15 protein-coding genes are annotated in these 17776 nt (G+C 71.6%); 12 read left to right on the plus strand and 3 right to left on the minus strand.

The genetic code is table 11. The features are described 5' to 3' along the window. Nucleotides 1–84 precede the first annotated feature (84 nt). Genes efeO through ABZ721_RS08985 form a run of 4 tightly spaced genes read left to right on the plus strand, consistent with a single transcriptional unit; the run spans nt 85 to nt 4379 of the window. Entirely contained in the window at nt 85–1215 is a 1131-nt protein-coding gene (efeO, locus tag ABZ721_RS08970) for an iron uptake system protein EfeO (RefSeq protein WP_358787931.1), read from the plus strand. Between the two features lie 10 nt (nt 1216–1225). Then, a complete protein-coding gene (gene efeB / locus ABZ721_RS08975) occupies nt 1226–2548 on the plus strand; it encodes an iron uptake transporter deferrochelatase/peroxidase subunit (RefSeq protein WP_358787932.1) in 1323 nt (440 codons plus the stop codon). Nucleotides 2549–2554: 6 nt separating this feature from the next. Continuing rightward, entirely contained in the window at nt 2555–3517 is a 963-nt protein-coding gene (gene efeU / locus ABZ721_RS08980) for an iron uptake transporter permease EfeU (protein ID WP_358787933.1), read from the plus strand. Beyond that, entirely contained in the window at nt 3399–4379 is a 981-nt protein-coding gene (locus tag ABZ721_RS08985; RefSeq protein ID WP_358787934.1) for a hypothetical protein, read from the plus strand. The genes efeU and ABZ721_RS08985 overlap by 119 nt, the downstream gene beginning before the upstream one ends. A 62-nt stretch (nt 4380–4441) precedes the next feature. Here the strand turns inward: ABZ721_RS08985 and ABZ721_RS08990 are convergent, their stop codons facing one another. Then, the gene (locus ABZ721_RS08990; RefSeq protein WP_358787935.1) at nt 4442–5152 is read right to left on the minus strand and encodes a bifunctional DNA primase/polymerase; all 711 of its coding nucleotides are present in this window, start codon (nt 5150–5152) and stop codon (nt 4442–4444) included. A 200-nt stretch (nt 5153–5352) separates the two neighbouring features. Here ABZ721_RS08990 and ABZ721_RS08995 point away from each other — a divergent pair, with 200 nt between their 5' ends. From ABZ721_RS08995 to corA, 4 genes are all read left to right on the plus strand, one after another. Beyond that, nucleotides 5353–6006, plus strand: coding sequence for a biliverdin-producing heme oxygenase (locus ABZ721_RS08995; RefSeq protein WP_358787936.1), 654 nt, complete (start codon nt 5353–5355; stop codon nt 6004–6006). Between the two features lie 208 nt (nt 6007–6214). Continuing rightward, the gene (gene ddaH, locus ABZ721_RS09000) at nt 6215–7036 is read left to right on the plus strand and encodes a dimethylargininase (RefSeq protein WP_358787937.1); all 822 of its coding nucleotides are present in this window, start codon (nt 6215–6217) and stop codon (nt 7034–7036) included. Nucleotides 7037–7118: 82 nt separating this feature from the next. Further along, nucleotides 7119–8696: an NAD(P)/FAD-dependent oxidoreductase gene (locus ABZ721_RS09005; protein ID WP_358787938.1), complete on the plus strand. Its 1578-nt coding sequence runs from the start codon at nt 7119–7121 to the stop codon at nt 8694–8696. Between the two features lie 75 nt (nt 8697–8771). Further along, nucleotides 8772–9860 (plus strand): magnesium/cobalt transporter CorA, encoded by a 1089-nt coding sequence (gene corA, locus ABZ721_RS09010; RefSeq protein ID WP_358787939.1) that lies wholly within the window; start codon nt 8772–8774, stop codon nt 9858–9860. 10 nt (nt 9861–9870) lie between these two features. Here the strand turns inward: corA and ABZ721_RS09015 are convergent, their stop codons facing one another. After that, complete coding sequence (locus ABZ721_RS09015; RefSeq protein ID WP_358787940.1) at nt 9871–10884, minus strand: small ribosomal subunit Rsm22 family protein; 1014 nt, start codon at nt 10882–10884, stop codon at nt 9871–9873. Between the two features lie 452 nt (nt 10885–11336). On the opposite strand from ABZ721_RS09015, the gene ABZ721_RS09020 reads away from it, so the two are divergent. Beyond that, nucleotides 11337–12671, plus strand: coding sequence for a sugar transferase (locus ABZ721_RS09020; RefSeq protein ID WP_358787941.1), 1335 nt, complete (start codon nt 11337–11339; stop codon nt 12669–12671). 34 nt (nt 12672–12705) lie between these two features. On the opposite strand, the gene ABZ721_RS09025 is transcribed toward ABZ721_RS09020, so the two are convergent. Continuing rightward, nucleotides 12706–13650: a GDP-L-fucose synthase gene (locus ABZ721_RS09025; RefSeq protein ID WP_358787942.1), complete on the minus strand. Its 945-nt coding sequence runs from the start codon at nt 13648–13650 to the stop codon at nt 12706–12708. 95 nt (nt 13651–13745) lie between these two features. Here ABZ721_RS09025 and gmd point away from each other — a divergent pair, with 95 nt between their 5' ends. The 3 genes from gmd (at nt 13746) to ABZ721_RS09040 (ending at nt 17769) form a co-directional block, all read left to right on the plus strand. Beyond that, a complete protein-coding gene (gene gmd / locus ABZ721_RS09030; protein WP_358787943.1) occupies nt 13746–14759 on the plus strand; it encodes a GDP-mannose 4,6-dehydratase in 1014 nt (337 codons plus the stop codon). A 107-nt stretch (nt 14760–14866) separates the two neighbouring features. Next, nucleotides 14867–17077 carry a LamG-like jellyroll fold domain-containing protein gene (locus ABZ721_RS09035; RefSeq protein ID WP_358787944.1) on the plus strand — a complete coding sequence of 737 codons (2211 nt, stop codon included), beginning with the start codon at nt 14867–14869 and terminating at the stop codon, nt 17075–17077. After that, nucleotides 17074–17769 (plus strand): hypothetical protein, encoded by a 696-nt coding sequence (locus ABZ721_RS09040; protein WP_358787945.1) that lies wholly within the window; start codon nt 17074–17076, stop codon nt 17767–17769. Before ABZ721_RS09035 ends, ABZ721_RS09040 begins: the two co-directional genes overlap by 4 nt. Nucleotides 17770–17776 lie beyond the last annotated feature (7 nt).

The raw sequence follows: 17776 nt of genomic DNA on the forward strand, positions 1-17776 counted from the left end.
CCACAAAGGCAAGGCTCAGATAAGTTAGGCCAGCCTCACCGGCCGAACCTGTCGTGAGCGTCCCTGAACCGCCTGGAGCCCCGCATGCCCGCAGCCCGTCTCTCCGTCGTCACCGCCGTCGCGGTCGTCGCGGCGCTCGCCGCAGTCAGCGGGTGCTCCAAGAAGACGGACGCGAACGCGTCCGACGCGGTCCAGGTCACCGCCTCCGACGACTCCTGCAAGGTCTCCAAGACCAGCTTCCCGGCCGGGCACGTGAAGTTCGCGTTCGAGAACAAGGGCTCCAAGGTCAACGAGCTCTACGTCTACGCGCCGGGCGACAAGATCGTGACCGAGCGCGAGAACATCGGCCCCGGCACCAAGGCCGACATCTCCGCCGAGCTCAAGGCCGGCGAGTACGAGGTCACCTGCAAGCCGGGCATGAAGGGCGACGGCCTGCGCACCAAGGTCACCGTCACCGGCACCGGCGCGCCGAAGAAGAACGACCCGCGGCTGGACACCGCCGTCGCCGAGTACCGCAAGTGGGCGCAGAGCGAGGCCGACGCGACCATCCCGAAGGTCAAGGTCTTCACCGACGCGGTCATCGCGGGCAACATCGAGGCGGCCAAGGCGGCCTTCGCCCCGTCCCGCACCGGCTGGGAGTCCACCGAGCCGATAGCCGAGTCCTTCGGCGACATCGACCCGAAGACCGACACCCGCGAGGACGGCCTGGAGCCCGGCCAGAAGTGGACCGGCTGGCACAAGCTGGAGAAGTCGCTGTGGGCCACCAAGGCGATCTCCGCGGAGGACAAGCAGCTCGCCGCGCAGCTGCTCACCGACCTCACCGGCTGGCAGAAGCGGGTCGGCACGGCGGAGATCACGCCGACCAGCATGGCCAACGGCGCCAAGGAGCTGCTGGACGAGGTCGCCACCGGGAAGGTCACCGGTGAGGAGGACCGCTACAGCCACACCGACCTGTCGGACTTCAAGGCCAACGTGGGCGGCGCGCAGAAGGCGTACGAGCTGCTCAAGCCGGTCGCCTCGCAGAACAGCCCCGAGCTGGCCAAGGAACTGGACAAGCAGTTCGCCGCCATCAACACCCTGCTCGACAAGTACCGGAGCGGTGCCACCTTCGTCTCGTACGACACCGTGAACGCGGCCCAGCGCAAGGAGCTCTCGGACGGCGTCAACGCGCTGGCCGAGCCGCTCTCCAAGCTGGCCGCGGCCGTCGCGAAGTAACGGAGACCCCATGGCTGACGAGAAGACCACCGAAGCGGCCCCGTCCCAGCAGGACGGGGCGGCTGGGGACGGCACGGCAGGGCGGGCCAAGGGCCCGGTCTCCCGGCGCGCCGTCATCGGCTGGACCGGTGCCGGCATCGCGCTCGGCGCCGCCGCCGCAGGTGGCGCCGCGGCAGCCGTGCGCACCGGCGGCGACGTGCAGCCCGCGGGCGCGGCGGCCAACGTCGTCGCGTTCCACGGCGCGAACCAGGCCGGCATCACCACCCCGGTCCAGGACCGGCTGCACTTCGCGGCCTTCGACGTCAAGACCGAGGACCGCGCCGAACTGGTCGCGCTGCTCAAGGAGTGGACGGCGGCGGCCGCCGCGATGACGGCCGGCCGGCCGGTCGGCGAGGGCGCCGTCGGCGGCCTGCCCGAGGCCCCGCCGGACGACACCGGCGAGGCGCTCGGCCTGCCGCCCTCCCGGCTGACGATCACCATCGGCTTCGGCCCGACGCTGTTCGAGAAGGACGGCAAGGACCGCTTCGGCATCAAGGCGCACCGCCCCACCGCCCTCGTCGACCTGCCGGCGTTCCCGCACGACAACCTGGACGCGACCCGCAGCGGCGGCGACCTCTGCGTCCAGGCGTGCGCGGACGACCCGCAGGTGGCCGTGCACGCGATCCGCAACCTGGCGCGCATCGGCTTCGGCAAGGTCGCCGTGCGCTGGTCGCAGCTGGGCTTCGGCAAGACGTCCTCGACGACGCCGGACGAGCAGACCCCGCGCAACCTGATGGGGTTCAAGGACGGCACGCACAACGTCGCGGGCAGCGACCGGGCGACGCAGGACGCGCACGTGTGGGCGTCCGCGAAGGACGGCGCCGCCTGGATGGCCGGCGGCTCCTACCTCGTCGCCCGGCGCATCCGCATGCACATCGAGACCTGGGACCGCACTCCGCTCAAGGAGCAGGAGGACATCTTCGGCCGGAGCAAGGGCGAGGGCGCGGCGGTCGGCAAGCAGCGCGAGCACGACACCCCGAACCTCAAGGCGATGCTGCCGACCGCGCACGTCCGCCTGGCGCACCCGGACAGCAACGCCGGTGCGACGATCCTGCGCCGCGGCTACTCCTTCACCGACGGCACCGACGGCCTGGGCCGGCTCGACGCCGGGCTGTTCTTCCTCGCCTACCAGCGCGACGTGCGGTCCGGCTTCATCCCGGTGCAGAACCGGCTGGCCAGGACCGACGCGCTGAACGAGTACATCCAGCACGTGGGTTCCGCGCACTTCGCCTGCCCCCCGGGCGTGCGCGACGCCTCCGACTGGTGGGGCCGCGGCCTCTTCGAAGGGAAGTGACCGGCCGTGATCGGCAACTATCTGATCGGCCTGCGCGAAGGGCTCGAGGCCAGTCTCGTCGTCTGCATCCTCATCGCGTACCTGGTGAAGTCCGGCCGCCGTGAGGCCCTGCTGCCGATGTGGATCGGCGTGGCCGTGGCCGTCGTCGTCAGCGCCTCCTTCGGCGCGCTGCTGCAGTACGGCTCCTCGACGCTGGACTTCAAGGCGCAGGAGGCGCTCGGCGGCTCGCTGTCGATCCTGTCCGTCGTCCTGGTCACGTGGATGGTCTTCTGGATGCGGCGCACCGCGCGGCACCTGAAGAAGGAGCTGCACGGCAAGCTCGACGCGGCGCTCGCCATGGGGACCTTCGCGATCGTCGCGACCGCGCTGCTCGCCGTCGGCCGCGAGGGCCTGGAGACCGCGCTCTTCGTCTGGGCGGCCGTGTCGGCCGCCGGTTCCGAGGACGGGTCGACGCAGCCGCTGATCGGCGTCGCGCTGGGCCTGCTCACCGCGGTGGTGCTCGGCTGGCTCTTCTACCGGGGCGCGCTGCGGATCAACCTGGCGAAGTTCTTCACCTGGACCGGCGCGATGCTGGTCGTGGTCGCGGCGGGCGTGCTCGCCTACGGCGTGCACGATCTGCAGGAGGCCGACTGGATCCCCGGCCTGCACTCGGTGGCCTTCGACATCAGCTCCACGATCCCCCAGGACAGCTGGTACGGCACCGTGTTGAAGGGCGTGCTGAACTTCCAGCCGGACCCCACCGTCGCCCAGGTCACGGTGTGGCTGCTGTATCTCGTACCGACCATGGCCTTCTTCCTCGCCCCCGGTAGGGTTGCGCCGACCGCAGCAGCCCCGAAGGAGCCGACGCCGAATGACCCGCCGCAGGTGGTCCCTGACAGCCGCAGTGCTGCTGCTCACGCTGACGCCGCTGGCGGGCTGCGTGACCGTGCACGGGGAGCGGGCGCTCGTGCCGGCGGTGACGAAGGCTGAGGCCGCCAAGGCCCTCGAACGCTTCACCCGGCTCAACAACGACGCCAAGCGGAGCTACGACCCGGCGGTGCTGGCGAAGGCGGAGACCGGCGCGCTCGGCGCGATGGACCAGGCCGGTCTGACGGCCCGGCACACCAACCACCCGGAGGGCAATCCGGCGGCGGTGCCGCTGACGCTCACCGACGCGCGCTTCCTGATACCGAAGCAGCGCGGCTGGCCCCGGTGGTTCGCCGCCGACGCGCTCAGCAGTTCGGCGGGCGGCTCCCGCTGGCTGCTGGTCTTCCAGCGGGCCGCCGTGAGCGACTCGTGGAAGGTCTCGTACCTGGCGGTGGTCGGCCCGGGCGGGATGCCGAAGTTCACGCTCGACCACGACGGCTACGCCGAGCCGGTGCCGCTGGACGGCTCGGGGCTGCTGGTCGAGCCCGGCCGGCTCAGCGCCGCCTACACCTCGTACCTGCAGAGCGGCACGGCGGCCACGCTCGCCTTCGCCGACGGCACGCAGACCTCGCAGGTGCGCCAGCAGCGCCGCAAGAGCGCGGGCACCTCGGCCGCCGTCACCGCGTACGCCGACCAGCCGGTCGGCGCGGGCGAGTTCCCGCCGGTGGGGCTGCGGACCACGGACGGCGGGGCGGTGGTGTTCTTCGCCTCCCGCCACCAGTCGCGGCTGACCACCCCCCCGGGCAAGCCGCTGAAGGTCGACGACCCGGACACCAAGGCGCTGATGACCGGCACCCCGAAGAACTCCGTCACGCTGGTCCGGGTGGCCGAGCAGGCCGTCCTGGTCCCGCCGGCCAACGACGCCCAGGGGAAGGTCGTCTTCCTGAGCCGCCTGCTGGGACTGGTCTCCGCCAAGGGCGAGTGAGCGGGAGCGGGTGAGCGGGGCGGCCCGGCGCGGAGCCGGGCCGGGCCGGGCCGGGCCGGGCGTCAGAGCCGCCAGCCCACCGTCTCGGGCACGTACTCCACCCGCGCGCAGGCGTCCATCAGGACCTCCAGCAGCGGCAGCGGGTCCGGCAGCGGACGCTCCGGGCCGCGGCCGGGCAGCCACGTCACGGTGCCACCGGTGGGGAGTTTGGCGGGCGGCAGCAGCACGTAACTGGCGCGGCAGTGCCAGCGCAGGCCGGGGTGCTCGTCGACGGTCTCGGGGTGGCAGTCCAGCTCGCAGGGCCACCACTCGTCCTCGTCGACGGGGGTGCCGCGGGTGGCGGTGAAGAACAGCAGCCGGTCGTCCCCGTAGGCGGCGACCGGGCCGGCGTCCGCGCCCTCGGCCGCGAGCCGCTCCAGCGCGATGGCGCCCGCGTCGGCCGGCACGTCCAGCACGTCGTGGCTGGCGCCGGTGGCGGCGATGAAGTTCGCGAGCGGCTGCGTGCGCAGCCAGTTCTCGATCTTCTGCGGGTCGGTGGTGGCCTGGGTGTGCCAGGCGAACGAGACCGGGTGCATGCCCGGGGTGGGACAGCCCACGCGGTCGCAGGAACAGCCGTAGCCGGAGGGGTGGGCGGCCGGTGCGACGGGGAAGCCGGCGGCGGCCGCTGCCTGGACCAGTTCCTCGCGGGCCAGGGCGGGAGCAGATCCGGGATCGCTGTCCGAGCCTGCCGATCGGCGGCGCAGCCACTCGGACAACCTGCTCTTGCCTGCCATCGGGCTCCTTCCCTCACCCCCACGTCCATGGTCCACGGTACGCGGGTGGTGGGCATCATCCTGCCTCTTGTCCGGAATGAACGCACAGCCGGGGTGGAAGGACTTGGGGAGCGCTGTTCCCGACAGGCCGTCGGGATCCTCTTGACTTAGGTAAACCTAACTTGCGAGGATCACGGTACGCCCGCAGCAGGAGGTCTCCTTTGACGCCGTCCCCGTTCTCCACGGTGATCCGCGACGCCAGCCATGAGCAGCACACCGAGGCCGAGAACTCGACCTTCATGAGCGATCTGCTCGGCGGCCGCCTCGGAGTGGACGCCTACGCCCGCTACACCGAGCAGTTGTGGTTCGTCTACCGGGCCCTGGAGGACGCGGCACCGTCACTGGCCGGGGACCCGGTCGCCGGTCCCTTCGTCCGCGCGGAACTGCTGCGCGTCGCCGCGCTCGAACGCGACCTGGACCACCTGCTCGGCGCGGGCTGGCAGCAGCGGTCGGTACCGCTGCCCGCCACCGCCGCGTACGCGGAGCGGGTCGCCGAGGTCGCCCGGACGTGGCCGGCGGGGTATGTCGCACATCACTACACCCGCTATCTCGGGGACCTCTCCGGCGGGCAGGTGATCCGCGGCATCGCGGAGAGGACCTGGGGGTTCGAGCGCAAGGGCGACGGCGTGCGGTTCTACGTCTTCGAGGGGATCGGCAACCCGGCCGCGTTCAAGCGCGAGTACCGCGAGCTGCTGGACGCCCTGGCCGTCGACGACCTGGAGAAGCAGCGCGTCGTGGACGAGTGCCGCACCGCCTTCGCCCTCAACAGCGCCGTCTTCGCCGACCTCGCGGACGCCTGCCCGCTGGGCGCGTAGAAGCTGGGCGCGGAGAAGGTGGGCGCGCAGGAGCCGTACACCGCGGCACGCGGACAGGCCGCCGTGTATGAAAACCGGGCCGCGAACCACCGGATCGGCTCGGTGTTTTTCGGCCCCCGAGGGTGGACGATTTGTGCGCGTACGTAACCCACGCGGCACGCGACCCCATCGGCGTTCCACCGGAGCCTCAAACGACGAGGAGCCCGCATTGCGCTCAGTCCGCACCGCCACACCTCGGCGGTATCTGATGTGCCCGCCAGAACACTTCCGGGTGACCTACTCCATCAATCCGTGGATGGACCCGGCCAAACCGGTCGACCCCGTGCTCGCGCTCTTCCAGTGGGAGGAACTGCGGGACCTGTACCGCTCCCTGGGCCACACCGTCGAGGTGCTGGCCCCGGAGCCCGGCCTGCCCGACATGGTCTTCGCCGCCAACGGCGCCACCGTCGTGGACGGCCGGGTGCTCGGCGCCCGGTTCTTCAACGCGGAGCGGACCGCCGAGGCGCCGGCGCACCTGGCGTGGTTCACCCGCAACGGGTTCACCGAGGTGCGCGAGCCGCAGCACATCAACGAGGCCGAGGGCGACTTCGCCGTCACCTCGCAGTGGATCCTGGCCGGCATGGGCTTCCGCAGCAGCCCGCTCTCGCACTCCGAGGCCCAGGAGTTCTTCGGCCGGCCCGTCATCGGGCTGGAGCTGACCGACCCGCGCTACTACCACCTCGACACCGCGTTCGCCGTCCTCGACGACACGGCGGGCGAGGTCATGTACTTCCCCGACGCGTTCTCGCCCGGCAGCCGCCGGGTGCTGGCCCGGCTCTTCCCCGACGCCCTGCTGGCGACCGCGGAGGACGCCGCCGCACTGGGCCTGAACGCCGTCAGCGACGGCCGCCACGTGGTGCTGCCGCGCGGCGCCACCGGGCTCTTCGGACCGCTGCGCGAGCGCGGTTTCGAACCGGTCGCGGCCGACCTGTCGGAGCTGCACAAGGCGGGCGGCAGCGTGAAGTGCTGCACCCAGGAACTGCGGCCGTAGGGGCGCGCCCGGCGGGCCGGCCCTTCCGCCCGCGCGGCGAGGGGCCGTTCTCCCACCGCGGGACAGGCCCTATCGTGCGGGCATGTCCTCCGACACCGCGGCGTCCCGCGCACCGAAGCGTTTCTCGTACGACGCCGTGATCGTGGGCGGCGGCCACAACGGTCTGGTGGCCGCCGCCTACCTCGCCCGCGCCGGGCGCGGTGTGCTGCTGCTGGAGCGGCTGCCGGCCACCGGCGGCGCGGCCGTGTCCACCCGGGCGTTCACCGGGGTCGACGCGCGGCTGTCGCGCTACTCGTACCTCGTCAGCCTGCTGCCGCGGAAGATCACGGACGAGCTGGGGCTGCGCTTCGCGGTGCGCCGCCGCCGGATCTCCTCGTACACCCCGTATCCCGGAGGGGGACTGCTGGTCGACGCGCAGGATCCGTCCAGGACCCGCGAGGGCTTCGCGCGCCGCACCGGCTCCGAACGGGACTTCGCGGCGTGGCAGCGCTTCTACGCCATGACGCAGCGGGTGGCGGAGCGGGTCTTCCCGACGCTGACCGGGCCGCTGCCGACCCGGGCGGAGCTGGAGCGGATCGTGGACGACCCGGCCGCCTGGGAGGCGCTGTTCGAACGTCCGCTGGGTGAGAGTGTCGAGGCGGCGTTCGAGGACGACCTGATCCGGGGCGTCGTGCTGACCGACGCGCTGATCGGCACGTTCACCCACGCCCACGACGAGACGCTGCGGCAGAACCGCTGCTTCCTCTACCACGTCATCGGCGGCGGCACCGGCGACTGGGACGTGCCGGTGGGCGGCATGGGCGCGCTGACGGACGCGCTGGCCGGGGCCGCCCGCGCGGCCGGCGCGGAGATCGTCACGGGGTGCGAGGTGACGGGCATCGCGACGGACGGCGGGCGCGCCGAAGTCTCCTTCGAGGGCGGCCGGGTGGGCGCCGGGCACGTACTGGTGAACGCCGCCCCGCACACCCTCGCCGGGCTGCTCGGCGAGCCGGCCCCGGAGCGCCCGGAGGGTGCCCAGCTCAAGGTCAACATGCTGCTGAGCCGGCTGCCCCGGCTGCGGGACACCTCCGTCGACCCCCGCGAGGCGTTCGCCGGCACGTTCCACGTCGCCGAGTCGTACGACGAGCTGGCGACCGCGTACACCCAGGCCGCGGCGGGCGCGGTCCCGGCCGCCCCGCCGTCGGAGATCTACTGCCACTCGCTGAGCGATCCCTCGATCCTCTCCCCCGCGCTGGCCGCGCAGGGCGCGCACACCCTCACCCTGTTCGGACTGCACGCGCCCGCCCGGCTCTTCGCCGCCGACCCGGCCGGGACGAAGGAGGCGCTGCTCAAGGCGACCCTCGCCCAGCTCGACGCGGTGCTGGCCGAGCCGCTGGCCGACTGCCTGGCGCTCGACGCCGACGGCCGGCCCTGCATCGAGGCGAAGTCCCCGCTCGACCTGGAGCGCGAGGTCGGGCTGCCGGGCGGCCACATCTTCCACCGCGACCTGAGCTGGCCGTACGCCTCCGGGGACACCGGCCGCTGGGGCGTGGAGACCGCACACCCCGCCGTGCTGCTGTGCGGGGCGGGCGCGGTGCGCGGCGGCGGGGTCAGCGGGATCCCCGGGCACAACGCGGCGATGGCGGTCCTGCACGGGACGCGCGGGGCCGCGGGGGCCTGACCCCGGCGGGGCCGGACGGACGGCGCACCGGCCCGATCGGAGATACTTCCTCGGATACGTACCGAGGAGGACACGATGACCGGTCGGCAGTGGCGCAGGAGCGGGAGCGGGGGCAAGTGGCACACCCTCGACGAGAAGGGCGGCGCGCTGCCCACGCCCCGCAAGTGCACCGCGGACGTGATCGTGGACTGCGCGGTGTACGAGGACGGCAAGCGCTCCGCGACCCTGCCGCCCGGTGAGGCGCTGGCGGTGGCCAGGGAGCGCGGCGGGTTCGCCTGGATCGGGCTCTACCAGCCGGACGCCGAGCACCTCGGGGAGATCGCCGACGTGTTCGGCCTGCACCCGCTCGCCGTGGAGGACGCCGTCAAGGCGCACCAGCGGCCGAAGCTGGAGAGCTACGGCGACACGCTCTTCCTGGTGCTGAAGACCATCGTCTTCGTGGAGCACGAGCGGCTGACGGCGACCAGCGAGGTCGTCGACACCGGCGAGATCATGATGTTCCTGGGCAAGGACTTCGTGGTGGTCGTCCGGCACGGCAGCGCCCCGGGCCTGTCCCGGGTGCGCGCCTCGCTGGAGGCGCGGCCGGACCTGCTCGCGCAGGGCCCGGCGTCGGTGCTGCACGCGATCGCGGACCAGGTCGTCGACGACTACCTGGACGTCGCGGACCAGGTGGAGCTGGACGTCGACCAGTTGGAGTCGGACGTCTTCTCGTCCGGCCACGGCGACGACGCGGAGCGGATCTACCAGCTCAAGCGCGAGCTGATCGAGTTCAAGCGGGCCGTCCACCCGATGGCCCGCCCGCTGCAGCGCCTGGCGGAGGACGCGTACGCCGTCATCGGCCCCGAAGTCGGCCGCTATCTGCGGGACGTCGCCGATCATCTCTCCCATGTCCGGGAGCGGTTGGCCGGATACACCGAATTGGTGGACGGGTTGTTGTCGGCCAATCTCAGCCAGCTCGCCGTGCAGCAGAACACCGATATGCGGCGCATCAGCGCGGCAGCCGCCATCCTGGCGATCCCGACGATGATCGCCGGTTTCTACGGGATGAACTTCGAACACATGCCGGAACTGCGGTGGACTTTCGGCTACCCGTTGATGGTGGGGGTGACGGCCGTGCTCTCCGCGGTGGTCTACCGGGCCTTCCGGCGCTACGGCTGGCTGTGACCCGGACCGCTCACGCGTCCTCGGCGTCCGCGCCGGGCGGCGGCCAGGCGTCGCCCCAGTCGGCGTCGCGGGCGGCGCGGTAGAGGTCGCCGTGCCGCTTCTTGGTGACGGTGTCGCGGGCGATGCCGCCGTCCCGGGTGCACAGGTCGAGCAGCACCTGGCCCTTGCGGATCTGCGGGTGCCGCACGACGCGGCCGGCGGCGGGCGCGGCCGGGAAGCGGGCCGCCGCGACGTAGCTGAACTTCTCGTCCTCGTACGGCAGTGAGCCGCCCTTGACCTGGCGGTGCAGCGAGGAGCGGTTGACCCGGGCCGCGAAGTGGCACCAGTCGGTGCCCTCCATCGGGCAGGCCGCGTCGTGCGGGCAGGGGGCGAGCACGGTGTACCCGGCGCCGAGCAGCTGCGCGCGGGCGGCCAGGACCCGGGCGTAGCCGTCCGGGGTGCCGGGCTCGACGATCACCACGGCGCCGAGCGCCGCGCGGGCGGCCTCGGCGACGACCGAGACGCGGGCGGCGGCGTCCAGTTCGCCGAGCACGTACGAGACGGTGACCAGGTCGGACTCGGGAAGCCGGACGGCGCCGCCCAGCGGGCCCCGGCGCCACTCGGCGTTCCGGACCGCCGCGGAGTCGGCGCCGGCGGCCAGTTCGCGGCCGAGGGTGAGGGCGGCCTCCGACCAGTCGAGGACGGTGCTGCTGTGGGTGTCCTGCTGCCAGGCGTCGGCGACCGCCCACGTCGCCGCCCCGGTGCCGCCGCCCACGTCCAGGTGGGTGGCCGGGGCCCAGGCTCCCGCCCGCGCCCGGAACTCCGCGAGCGCGGAGCGCACGGCGCCGTACGTCGCGGGCATCCGGTACGCGGCGTACGCGGCCACGTCGGAGGCGTCCCGCAGGATCGGGGCGTCGGTGGGCGTCGCGCCCCGGTAGGCGGCGATCAACCGGTCGACCGCCTGCGCCGCACGGGTCGGCGGCAGGCCGTCGAGCAGTCCGTTCAGCGCGGCGCGCAGGTCTTCCGGTGCTTGCAGAGTGGACACAAACGTCAACTGTAAGGGGCGCCGCGACGGGCCCCGGACGCTCACCCTCCGCATGCGCTCCGGCACCCTTGCGGTATCTTCGCGCCCAGGTGGACCCCCGCTGACGACCGCCGGGTGGACGCCCGCCATACTCCGTATGGCCACGTTGTGCAGGTGAGCTATTAACTTGGACACAACAACGGCTCGAATATACGTAAACCGAAGCGGATGACCACTCTTTTGGCCTACCGTTCCGATTTATCACGGCGCACTGCTGCTTGGGGAAGTGGCAACCGCGCCTAATCTGTCGCGATGTGCCAGGGGGGTCCATGCGGCGTGTCGAAGTACCCAGCGGTCTGGTCGAAACCGGACCGAAACATGTGCGGAGCAGAGCTCCGCGCGGACTCAGTGACAAACCGACGTGGTACCTGCCGGTGGCGCTCGCCGTCGACCTGGTGGGTATCGCACTGCCCGTGACGCTCGTGTTCCAGGCGACGCGTCAACCGTACCCATGGGCGTGCGCAGCGGTGGCCGCGGTGGCCTGGCTCTGCGTGCAGGCGGGACGGCACCGCTATGCCACGCGAGCCCTGGGCGAGTCCCGGGCCGCACTGCCCGTTCTCTACGACTGGTTGATCCTGCTCGGCGTGCTGGCCGTCGCCCGCACCGCCGTCGGCGAGATATCGGAGCCGTCACTGGCACTGCTCGGGCTCGCGCCCGGCCTGCTGCTGACGGCCTCCTGCCGCAAGATGACGCACCGGCACCTCGCCGCGACCCGCCGCGAGGCGCACGCCGTACGCAAGGTGCTGGTGATCGGTGAGCCGAGCGCCGCCGACCACGTCGTCGGCCACCTGGCCAAGCGCACCGACCACGCCTACGTGGTCGTCGGTGTCGTCCCGGTCGGCAACGCCAATCTCGAGTGCGGTGCCCCGGTCAGCGCGCGACTGGGCTCCGTGATGCCCAGCGCCCCGAGCGGCGACTCCGCGCTGGTGCTGGGCGCTGCCCGGGACCACCGTGCGGAACTCGTGCTGGTGGCCCCGGGACCGCGGATGGCCGGAGAGCGGCTGAAACGTTTGTCCTGGGCGCTGCACGACGCGGGACTGCCGCTGGCGGTCCTGCCGGGACTGGTGGACGTGGCCATGCGCCGCGTCCAGCTCGCCGCGCCCGCCGGGCTGGCGATGCTCCACATCACCCCGCCCACCCGGCGCGGTGTGCAGATCAAGCTCAAGTCGGCCCTGGACCGGACCGGCGCCGCCGCCGGGCTGCTGGTGCTGGCACCGCTCTTCGGGCTGGTCGCCGCCGCCATCCGGCTCAACTCCACCGGTCCTGCCTTCCACAAGCAGATCCGGCACGGCCAGAACTGCGCGCCGTTCACCATGTGGAAGTTCCGCACCATGGTCGTGGACGCCGAGGCCCGCAAGGCCGAACTGACGGCGGCCAACGAGAACGACGGCCTGATGTTCAAGATGCGCCGCGACCCCCGGGTCACCGGCGTCGGCCGGCTGCTGCGCCGCTGCTCACTCGACGAGCTGCCGCAGCTGGTCAACGTGCTGCGCGGTGAGATGTCCCTGGTCGGGCCGCGCCCGCCGCTGCCCGACGAGGTGGCCCGCTACGACGAGATCGAGCTGCGCCGGCTCGCTGTCAAGCCGGGTATCACCGGACTGTGGCAGGTCAGCGGCCGTTCCGACCTGTCGTGGGACGAAACGGTCGCGCTCGACCTGCAGTACGTCGACAACTGGTCGTTCACCAGTGACGTCGACGTGATGGCCCGCACGCTCCGTGCCGTGGTCGACGGACGAGGAGCGTACTAGCCCGGTGTCCTTCGCTCCTCCACCCGCCGACCCCTCACGCCTCGGCCTGCCACTGGCCGTACACCGAGGCGATGCCGTCCCGCAGCGGGATCGTCGGCTTCCAGCCGAGGTCCGTCAGCCGGGACACGTCCAGCAGTTTGCGCGGGGTGCCATCGGGCTTGGTCGTGTCCCAGCCGATGGCACCCTCGTAGCCGACGACGTCCCTGACGGTCTCCGCGAGTTCGCGGATCGTCAGGTCGTCGCCGCACCCGACGTTGACCGGCTCGTCGCCGTCGTAGGTGCGCAGCAGCAGTGCGCAGGCGGCGGCGAGGTCGTCGACGTGCAGGAACTCGCGGCGCGGGGAGCCGGTGCCCCAGAGCTCGACGCTTTCGCGCCCGTCGCGCTTCGCCTCGTGGAAGCGGCGGATCAGGGCCGGCAGCACGTGCGAGGTCTCCAGGTCGAAGTTGTCGCCGGGACCGTAGAGATTGGTCGGCATGGCCGAGATGTACGAGGCGCCGTACTGCCGCCGGTAGGACTGGATCTGCACGATGCCGGCGATCTTGGCGAGCGCGTACGGCTCGTTGGTCGGCTCCAGCGGGCCGGTGAGCAGCGCGTCCTCGCGGATCGGCTGCGGGGCCAGCTTGGGGTAGATGCAGGACGAGCCGAGGAAGAGCAGCCGGCCGACGCCCGCGGCGTGCGCGCCGACGATGACGCTCAGCTGGATCCGCAGGTTGTCCTCGATGAACTGCACCGGATAGGTGCTGTTCGCCATGATCCCGCCGACCTTCGCGGCGGCGAGCACCACCGCGTCCGGCCGCACGTCCGCCAGGAACTTGCCGGTCTCCGCGGCGTCGCGCAGGTCGAGCCCGTCCCGGCCGCGGGTGATCACCTGGTGGCCGTCGGCGGTGAGCCGGCGGGTGACCGCCGAGCCGACGAGTCCGCGGTGTCCCGCGACGAAGATGCGGGCGCTGGGCGGGAGAAGTTCCCTCGTAGCCTTCATGACACCGGATTATGCCCTGCGGCGTCACCCATTCGGGTCTGACCCCGGCTTTCCGTTCGAAACCGCAATATATCCGGATCCCAAGGGGGGACCGCGTGAGCAAGAGCGCACTCATCACCGGCGTCACCGGCCAGGACGGCTCGTACCTGGCCGAACTGCTGCTGTCCAAGGGCTACACGGTGCACGGTCTCGTGCGCCGCTCGTCCAGCTTCAACACCGAGCGCATCGACCACATCTACCAGGGCCCGCAGGAGGCGAATCGTTCCCTCGTGCTGCACCACGCCGACCTGTCGGACGGTGTCGCCCTGGTGAACCTGCTCCGCGACCTGCAGCCCGACGAGGTGTACAACCTGGGTGCGCAGTCGCACGTCAGGGTCTCCTTCGACGCGCCGCTCTACACCGGCGACGTGACCGGGCTCGGCGCGCTGCGCCTGCTGGAGGCGGTCCGCGCGAGCGGCATCAGCACCCGCGTCTACCAGGCCTCGTCCTCGGAGATGTTCGGTGCCGCGCCGCCGCCGCAGAACGAGGGCACGCCGTTCCACCCGCGCAGCCCCTACGGCTGCGCCAAGGTCTTCGGCTACTGGTCGACGGTGAACTATCGCGAGGCCTACGGGATGTACGCGGTCAACGGGATCCTGTTCAACCACGAGTCCCCGCGCCGCGGTGAGACCTTCGTCACGCGCAAGATCACCCGCGCGGTCGCCCGGATCCAGGCGGGCCTGCAGGACCGGCTCTACCTCGGCAACCTCGACGCGGTCCGCGACTGGGGCTACGCGCCGGAGTACGTGGACGCGATGTGGCGGATGCTGCAGCAGGACGAGGCGACGGACTACGTCGTCGCCACCGGCGTGCCGGCCACGGTGCGGCAGTTCGTAGAGACCGCTTTCTCGCACGCGGGTCTCGACTGGTCCGAGTCCGTCCGCTACGACCCCAAGTACGAGCGGCCCAGCGAGGTCGACGCACTCATCGGGGACGCGAGCAAGGCCCGCGACCTCCTTGGCTGGGAAGCGACGGTCAAGGTGGAAGAACTGGCCCGGATCATGGTCGATGCCGACATTCAGCATGTTTCCGATCAGTTGGCTGGCGCAACTGTGCGCATAGATCGATAAATCTCGTCCAAAAATGCAGACTAGGGCCCACTGAGCGCCCTACTCTGCCCTGCACCGGCGGCTCGTTCGAGCCGCGGGTGAACAGCAAGGGCCTTGGGGGGCTACGCATGCGTAAATTGGGGGTGTTCTCGGTTGCCACAGCATTGGCGGCCGCGACACTGGGAGTGCTGACGTCGCACTCCGCGACGGCGGTGACTCCGCCGGTCGCCATCACGGCGGACGACCTGTCGACCTGGCAGACCAACGGGATCGTCTGGGCCTTCGCCCAGGCGAACGGCGTGGTCTTCGCCGGAGGTACGTTCTCGGCCATCCGGCCGCCCGGCTCCGCTGCCGGGGTCGACGAGCAGCCCGCGGTGAACTTCGCCGCGTTCGACACCACGACGGGCGCACCCACCGGGTGCAACCTGTCCTTCACCGGCGGCACGGAGACGGTGCGCGCGCTCACCGTCTCGCCGGACGGCAAGACGCTGTACGCGGGCGGCTCCTTCGGATCCGTCAACGGCGTCGGGGTGAGCAACCTGGCGGCGATCGACATCGCCACCTGCACCCCGCGCAACGACTTCCACGTCAACGTGACCGCCACCGTGCGCGCGCTGACGGCGACCGCCGACACCGTCTACCTCGGCGGCGACTTCCAGTCCGTCGAGGGCCAGACCCGCGGCCACCTGGCCGCGGTCACCACCGCGGGCGCCCTGAAGCCGTGGACGGCCGACACCGACGAGACGGCTCGCGCCGTCGAGGTGGCGGCCGACGGCACCCACGTGATCGTCGGCGGTGACTTCTACACCGTCAACGGCGCCAACTCGCACGCCCTCGCGGTGGTCGACGCGACGACCGGGGCCGTCACCAAGAACTACCCGAACGGCTTCTTCGACAACACGTCGGTCGTCAAGGACATCGTCACCGACGCCACCGGCTTCTACGTCGCCAACGAGGGCACCGGCGGCGGGGTCTTCGACGGCCGCACCGCGTTCAACTACAGCGACTGGAACCAGCGTTGGCGGGACACCTGCCTGGGAGCCACCCAGAACCTGGCGCTCTACCAGTCGGTCCTGTACAGCGGCTCGCACGCCCACGACTGCGCGACCATGGGCGAGTACCCGGACGGCAACCGCAAGCACCTGCTGGCGGAGTCGGTCGACAGCCCGAAGCTGCTGCCCTGGTTCCCCGACACCAACGACGGTCTCGGCGAGCTGGTCGGCCCGCGCGTGCTGATCGTCGCCTCCGGCGGCGGCAAGGACTACCTCTGGGTCGGTGGCGGTTTCACCACCACCAACCTCAAGGCCCAGCAGGGTCTGACGCGCTTCGCGAACGGGCCCGACACCGGGGCGCCCAGCATCCCGCAGGTCGTCGCGTCGAGCGTGGAGCCCGGCAAGGTGCAGGTCCGCTGGCAGACCAGCCTCGACCTGGACGACGGTGACCTGACCTACAACGTGTACCGCAACAACGGTGCCACCCCGGTCTACACCGTCAGCGCCTCCTCCCTGCCGTGGGTCCGCCCGCAGCTCACCTTCACCGACACCAACGTGGTGGCGGGCACGTCGTACACCTACCGGGTGTCGGCGAGCGACGGCACGAACGTCAGCGCCAAGTCGGCCAACGCGACCACCGTCGCCGCGACCACCGCCGAGTCGTACCCCGCGAAGGTGATCGCCGACGGCGCCAGCCTGTACTGGCGCTACGACGAGACGGCCGGCTACCTCGCGGACGCCTCGGGCAACCAGGCCGCCGGTGACAACGTCGGCTACTCGACCCGCCGGGTCGTCCCCGCCGCGGTCAAGGGCAGCAGCACCGCCGTCACGTACAACGGCACCAGCCAGTACTCGTACAGCGACCGCTCCTACCCGAAGCCGGCCGCGTACAGCGTCGAGACCTGGTTCAAGACCACCAGCACGCAGGGTGGGAAGCTGGTCGGCTTCGGCAGCAACACCAACGGCCGGCTCAGCGGCAACTACGACAAGCACATCTACATGACCAACGCGGGTCAGCTGATCTTCGGCGCCTACACCACCGGCGTCCGAGCGATCGGCAGCGGCAACGGCTACAACGACGGCAAGTGGCACCACGTGGTCGGCACCCAGGGCGCCGACGGCATGAAGCTGTACATCGACGGGAAGGTCGTGGCCGCCTACGCCCTCTACACCGCCAGCCAGGACTACATCGGCTACTGGCACGTCGGTGGCGACCAGCTCAACGGCTGGCCGACCCAGCCCACGAGCAACTACTTCGGTGGCTCCATCGACGAGACCGCGATCTACCCGAGCGTCCTGACGCCCGCGCAGATCGCCCAGCACTACTCCCTGGGGCTCACCGGATGATCCACCCGCTCCGGGCCACCGCCGCCGCCGCCGTCATCACGACGGCGGCGGCGGTGGTGCTCCTGACCGGCTGCTCCAGCAGCCACGACACGAAGGCCGCCCCGCCCGCGGGGACCGGTCCGACCGCCTCGGCCCCCGCCTCCGGGGGCCTCGACCAGAACCCCACCGCCTCGGCCGCCCCGACCACTGCGGGACCCACCGTCCCGGCCGCGCAGCTGAAGCCGAAGACGGGCTCCTTCACCAAGCAGCAGAAGCAGTACCTGACCGGCCGGGTGCCCAAGGGCTCCGACCCCGCGGCCGTGCTGGAGGTCGGCCAGGAGTCCTGCGACAAGATCAAGTTCATCGCCAAGCGCGACCCCGACGCGGCGGCGAGCGGCATCCTGCTCGGCCAGATCACCGGCGCGCACGACGCCGTCCCCGCGCTGTGCCCGGAGCAGAAGCCGGTCCTCACGGCGGCGGAGCACGGTTTCGTCGACGGCAGCTTCACCGTCGGGAGCAAGCCGAAGGCCGGCAGCGTCATCACCGCCGGCACGTACCACGCGCCGACCCCGACCAAGACCTGCTCCTGGACGCTCACCGGCGCGAACGGCAAGGCGGTCCCGGGCAGCAGGGCCCAGGTCACCGTTCCGGCCGGCGCGCGCGGCTTCTCCAGCTCGGGCTGCTCCGTGTGGCTCCCGTCGAAGGGCGAGTGAGCGGACG

The organism is Streptomyces sp. NPDC006733, assembly GCF_040636125.1.
GTDB lineage: Bacteria > Actinomycetota > Actinomycetes > Streptomycetales > Streptomycetaceae > Actinacidiphila.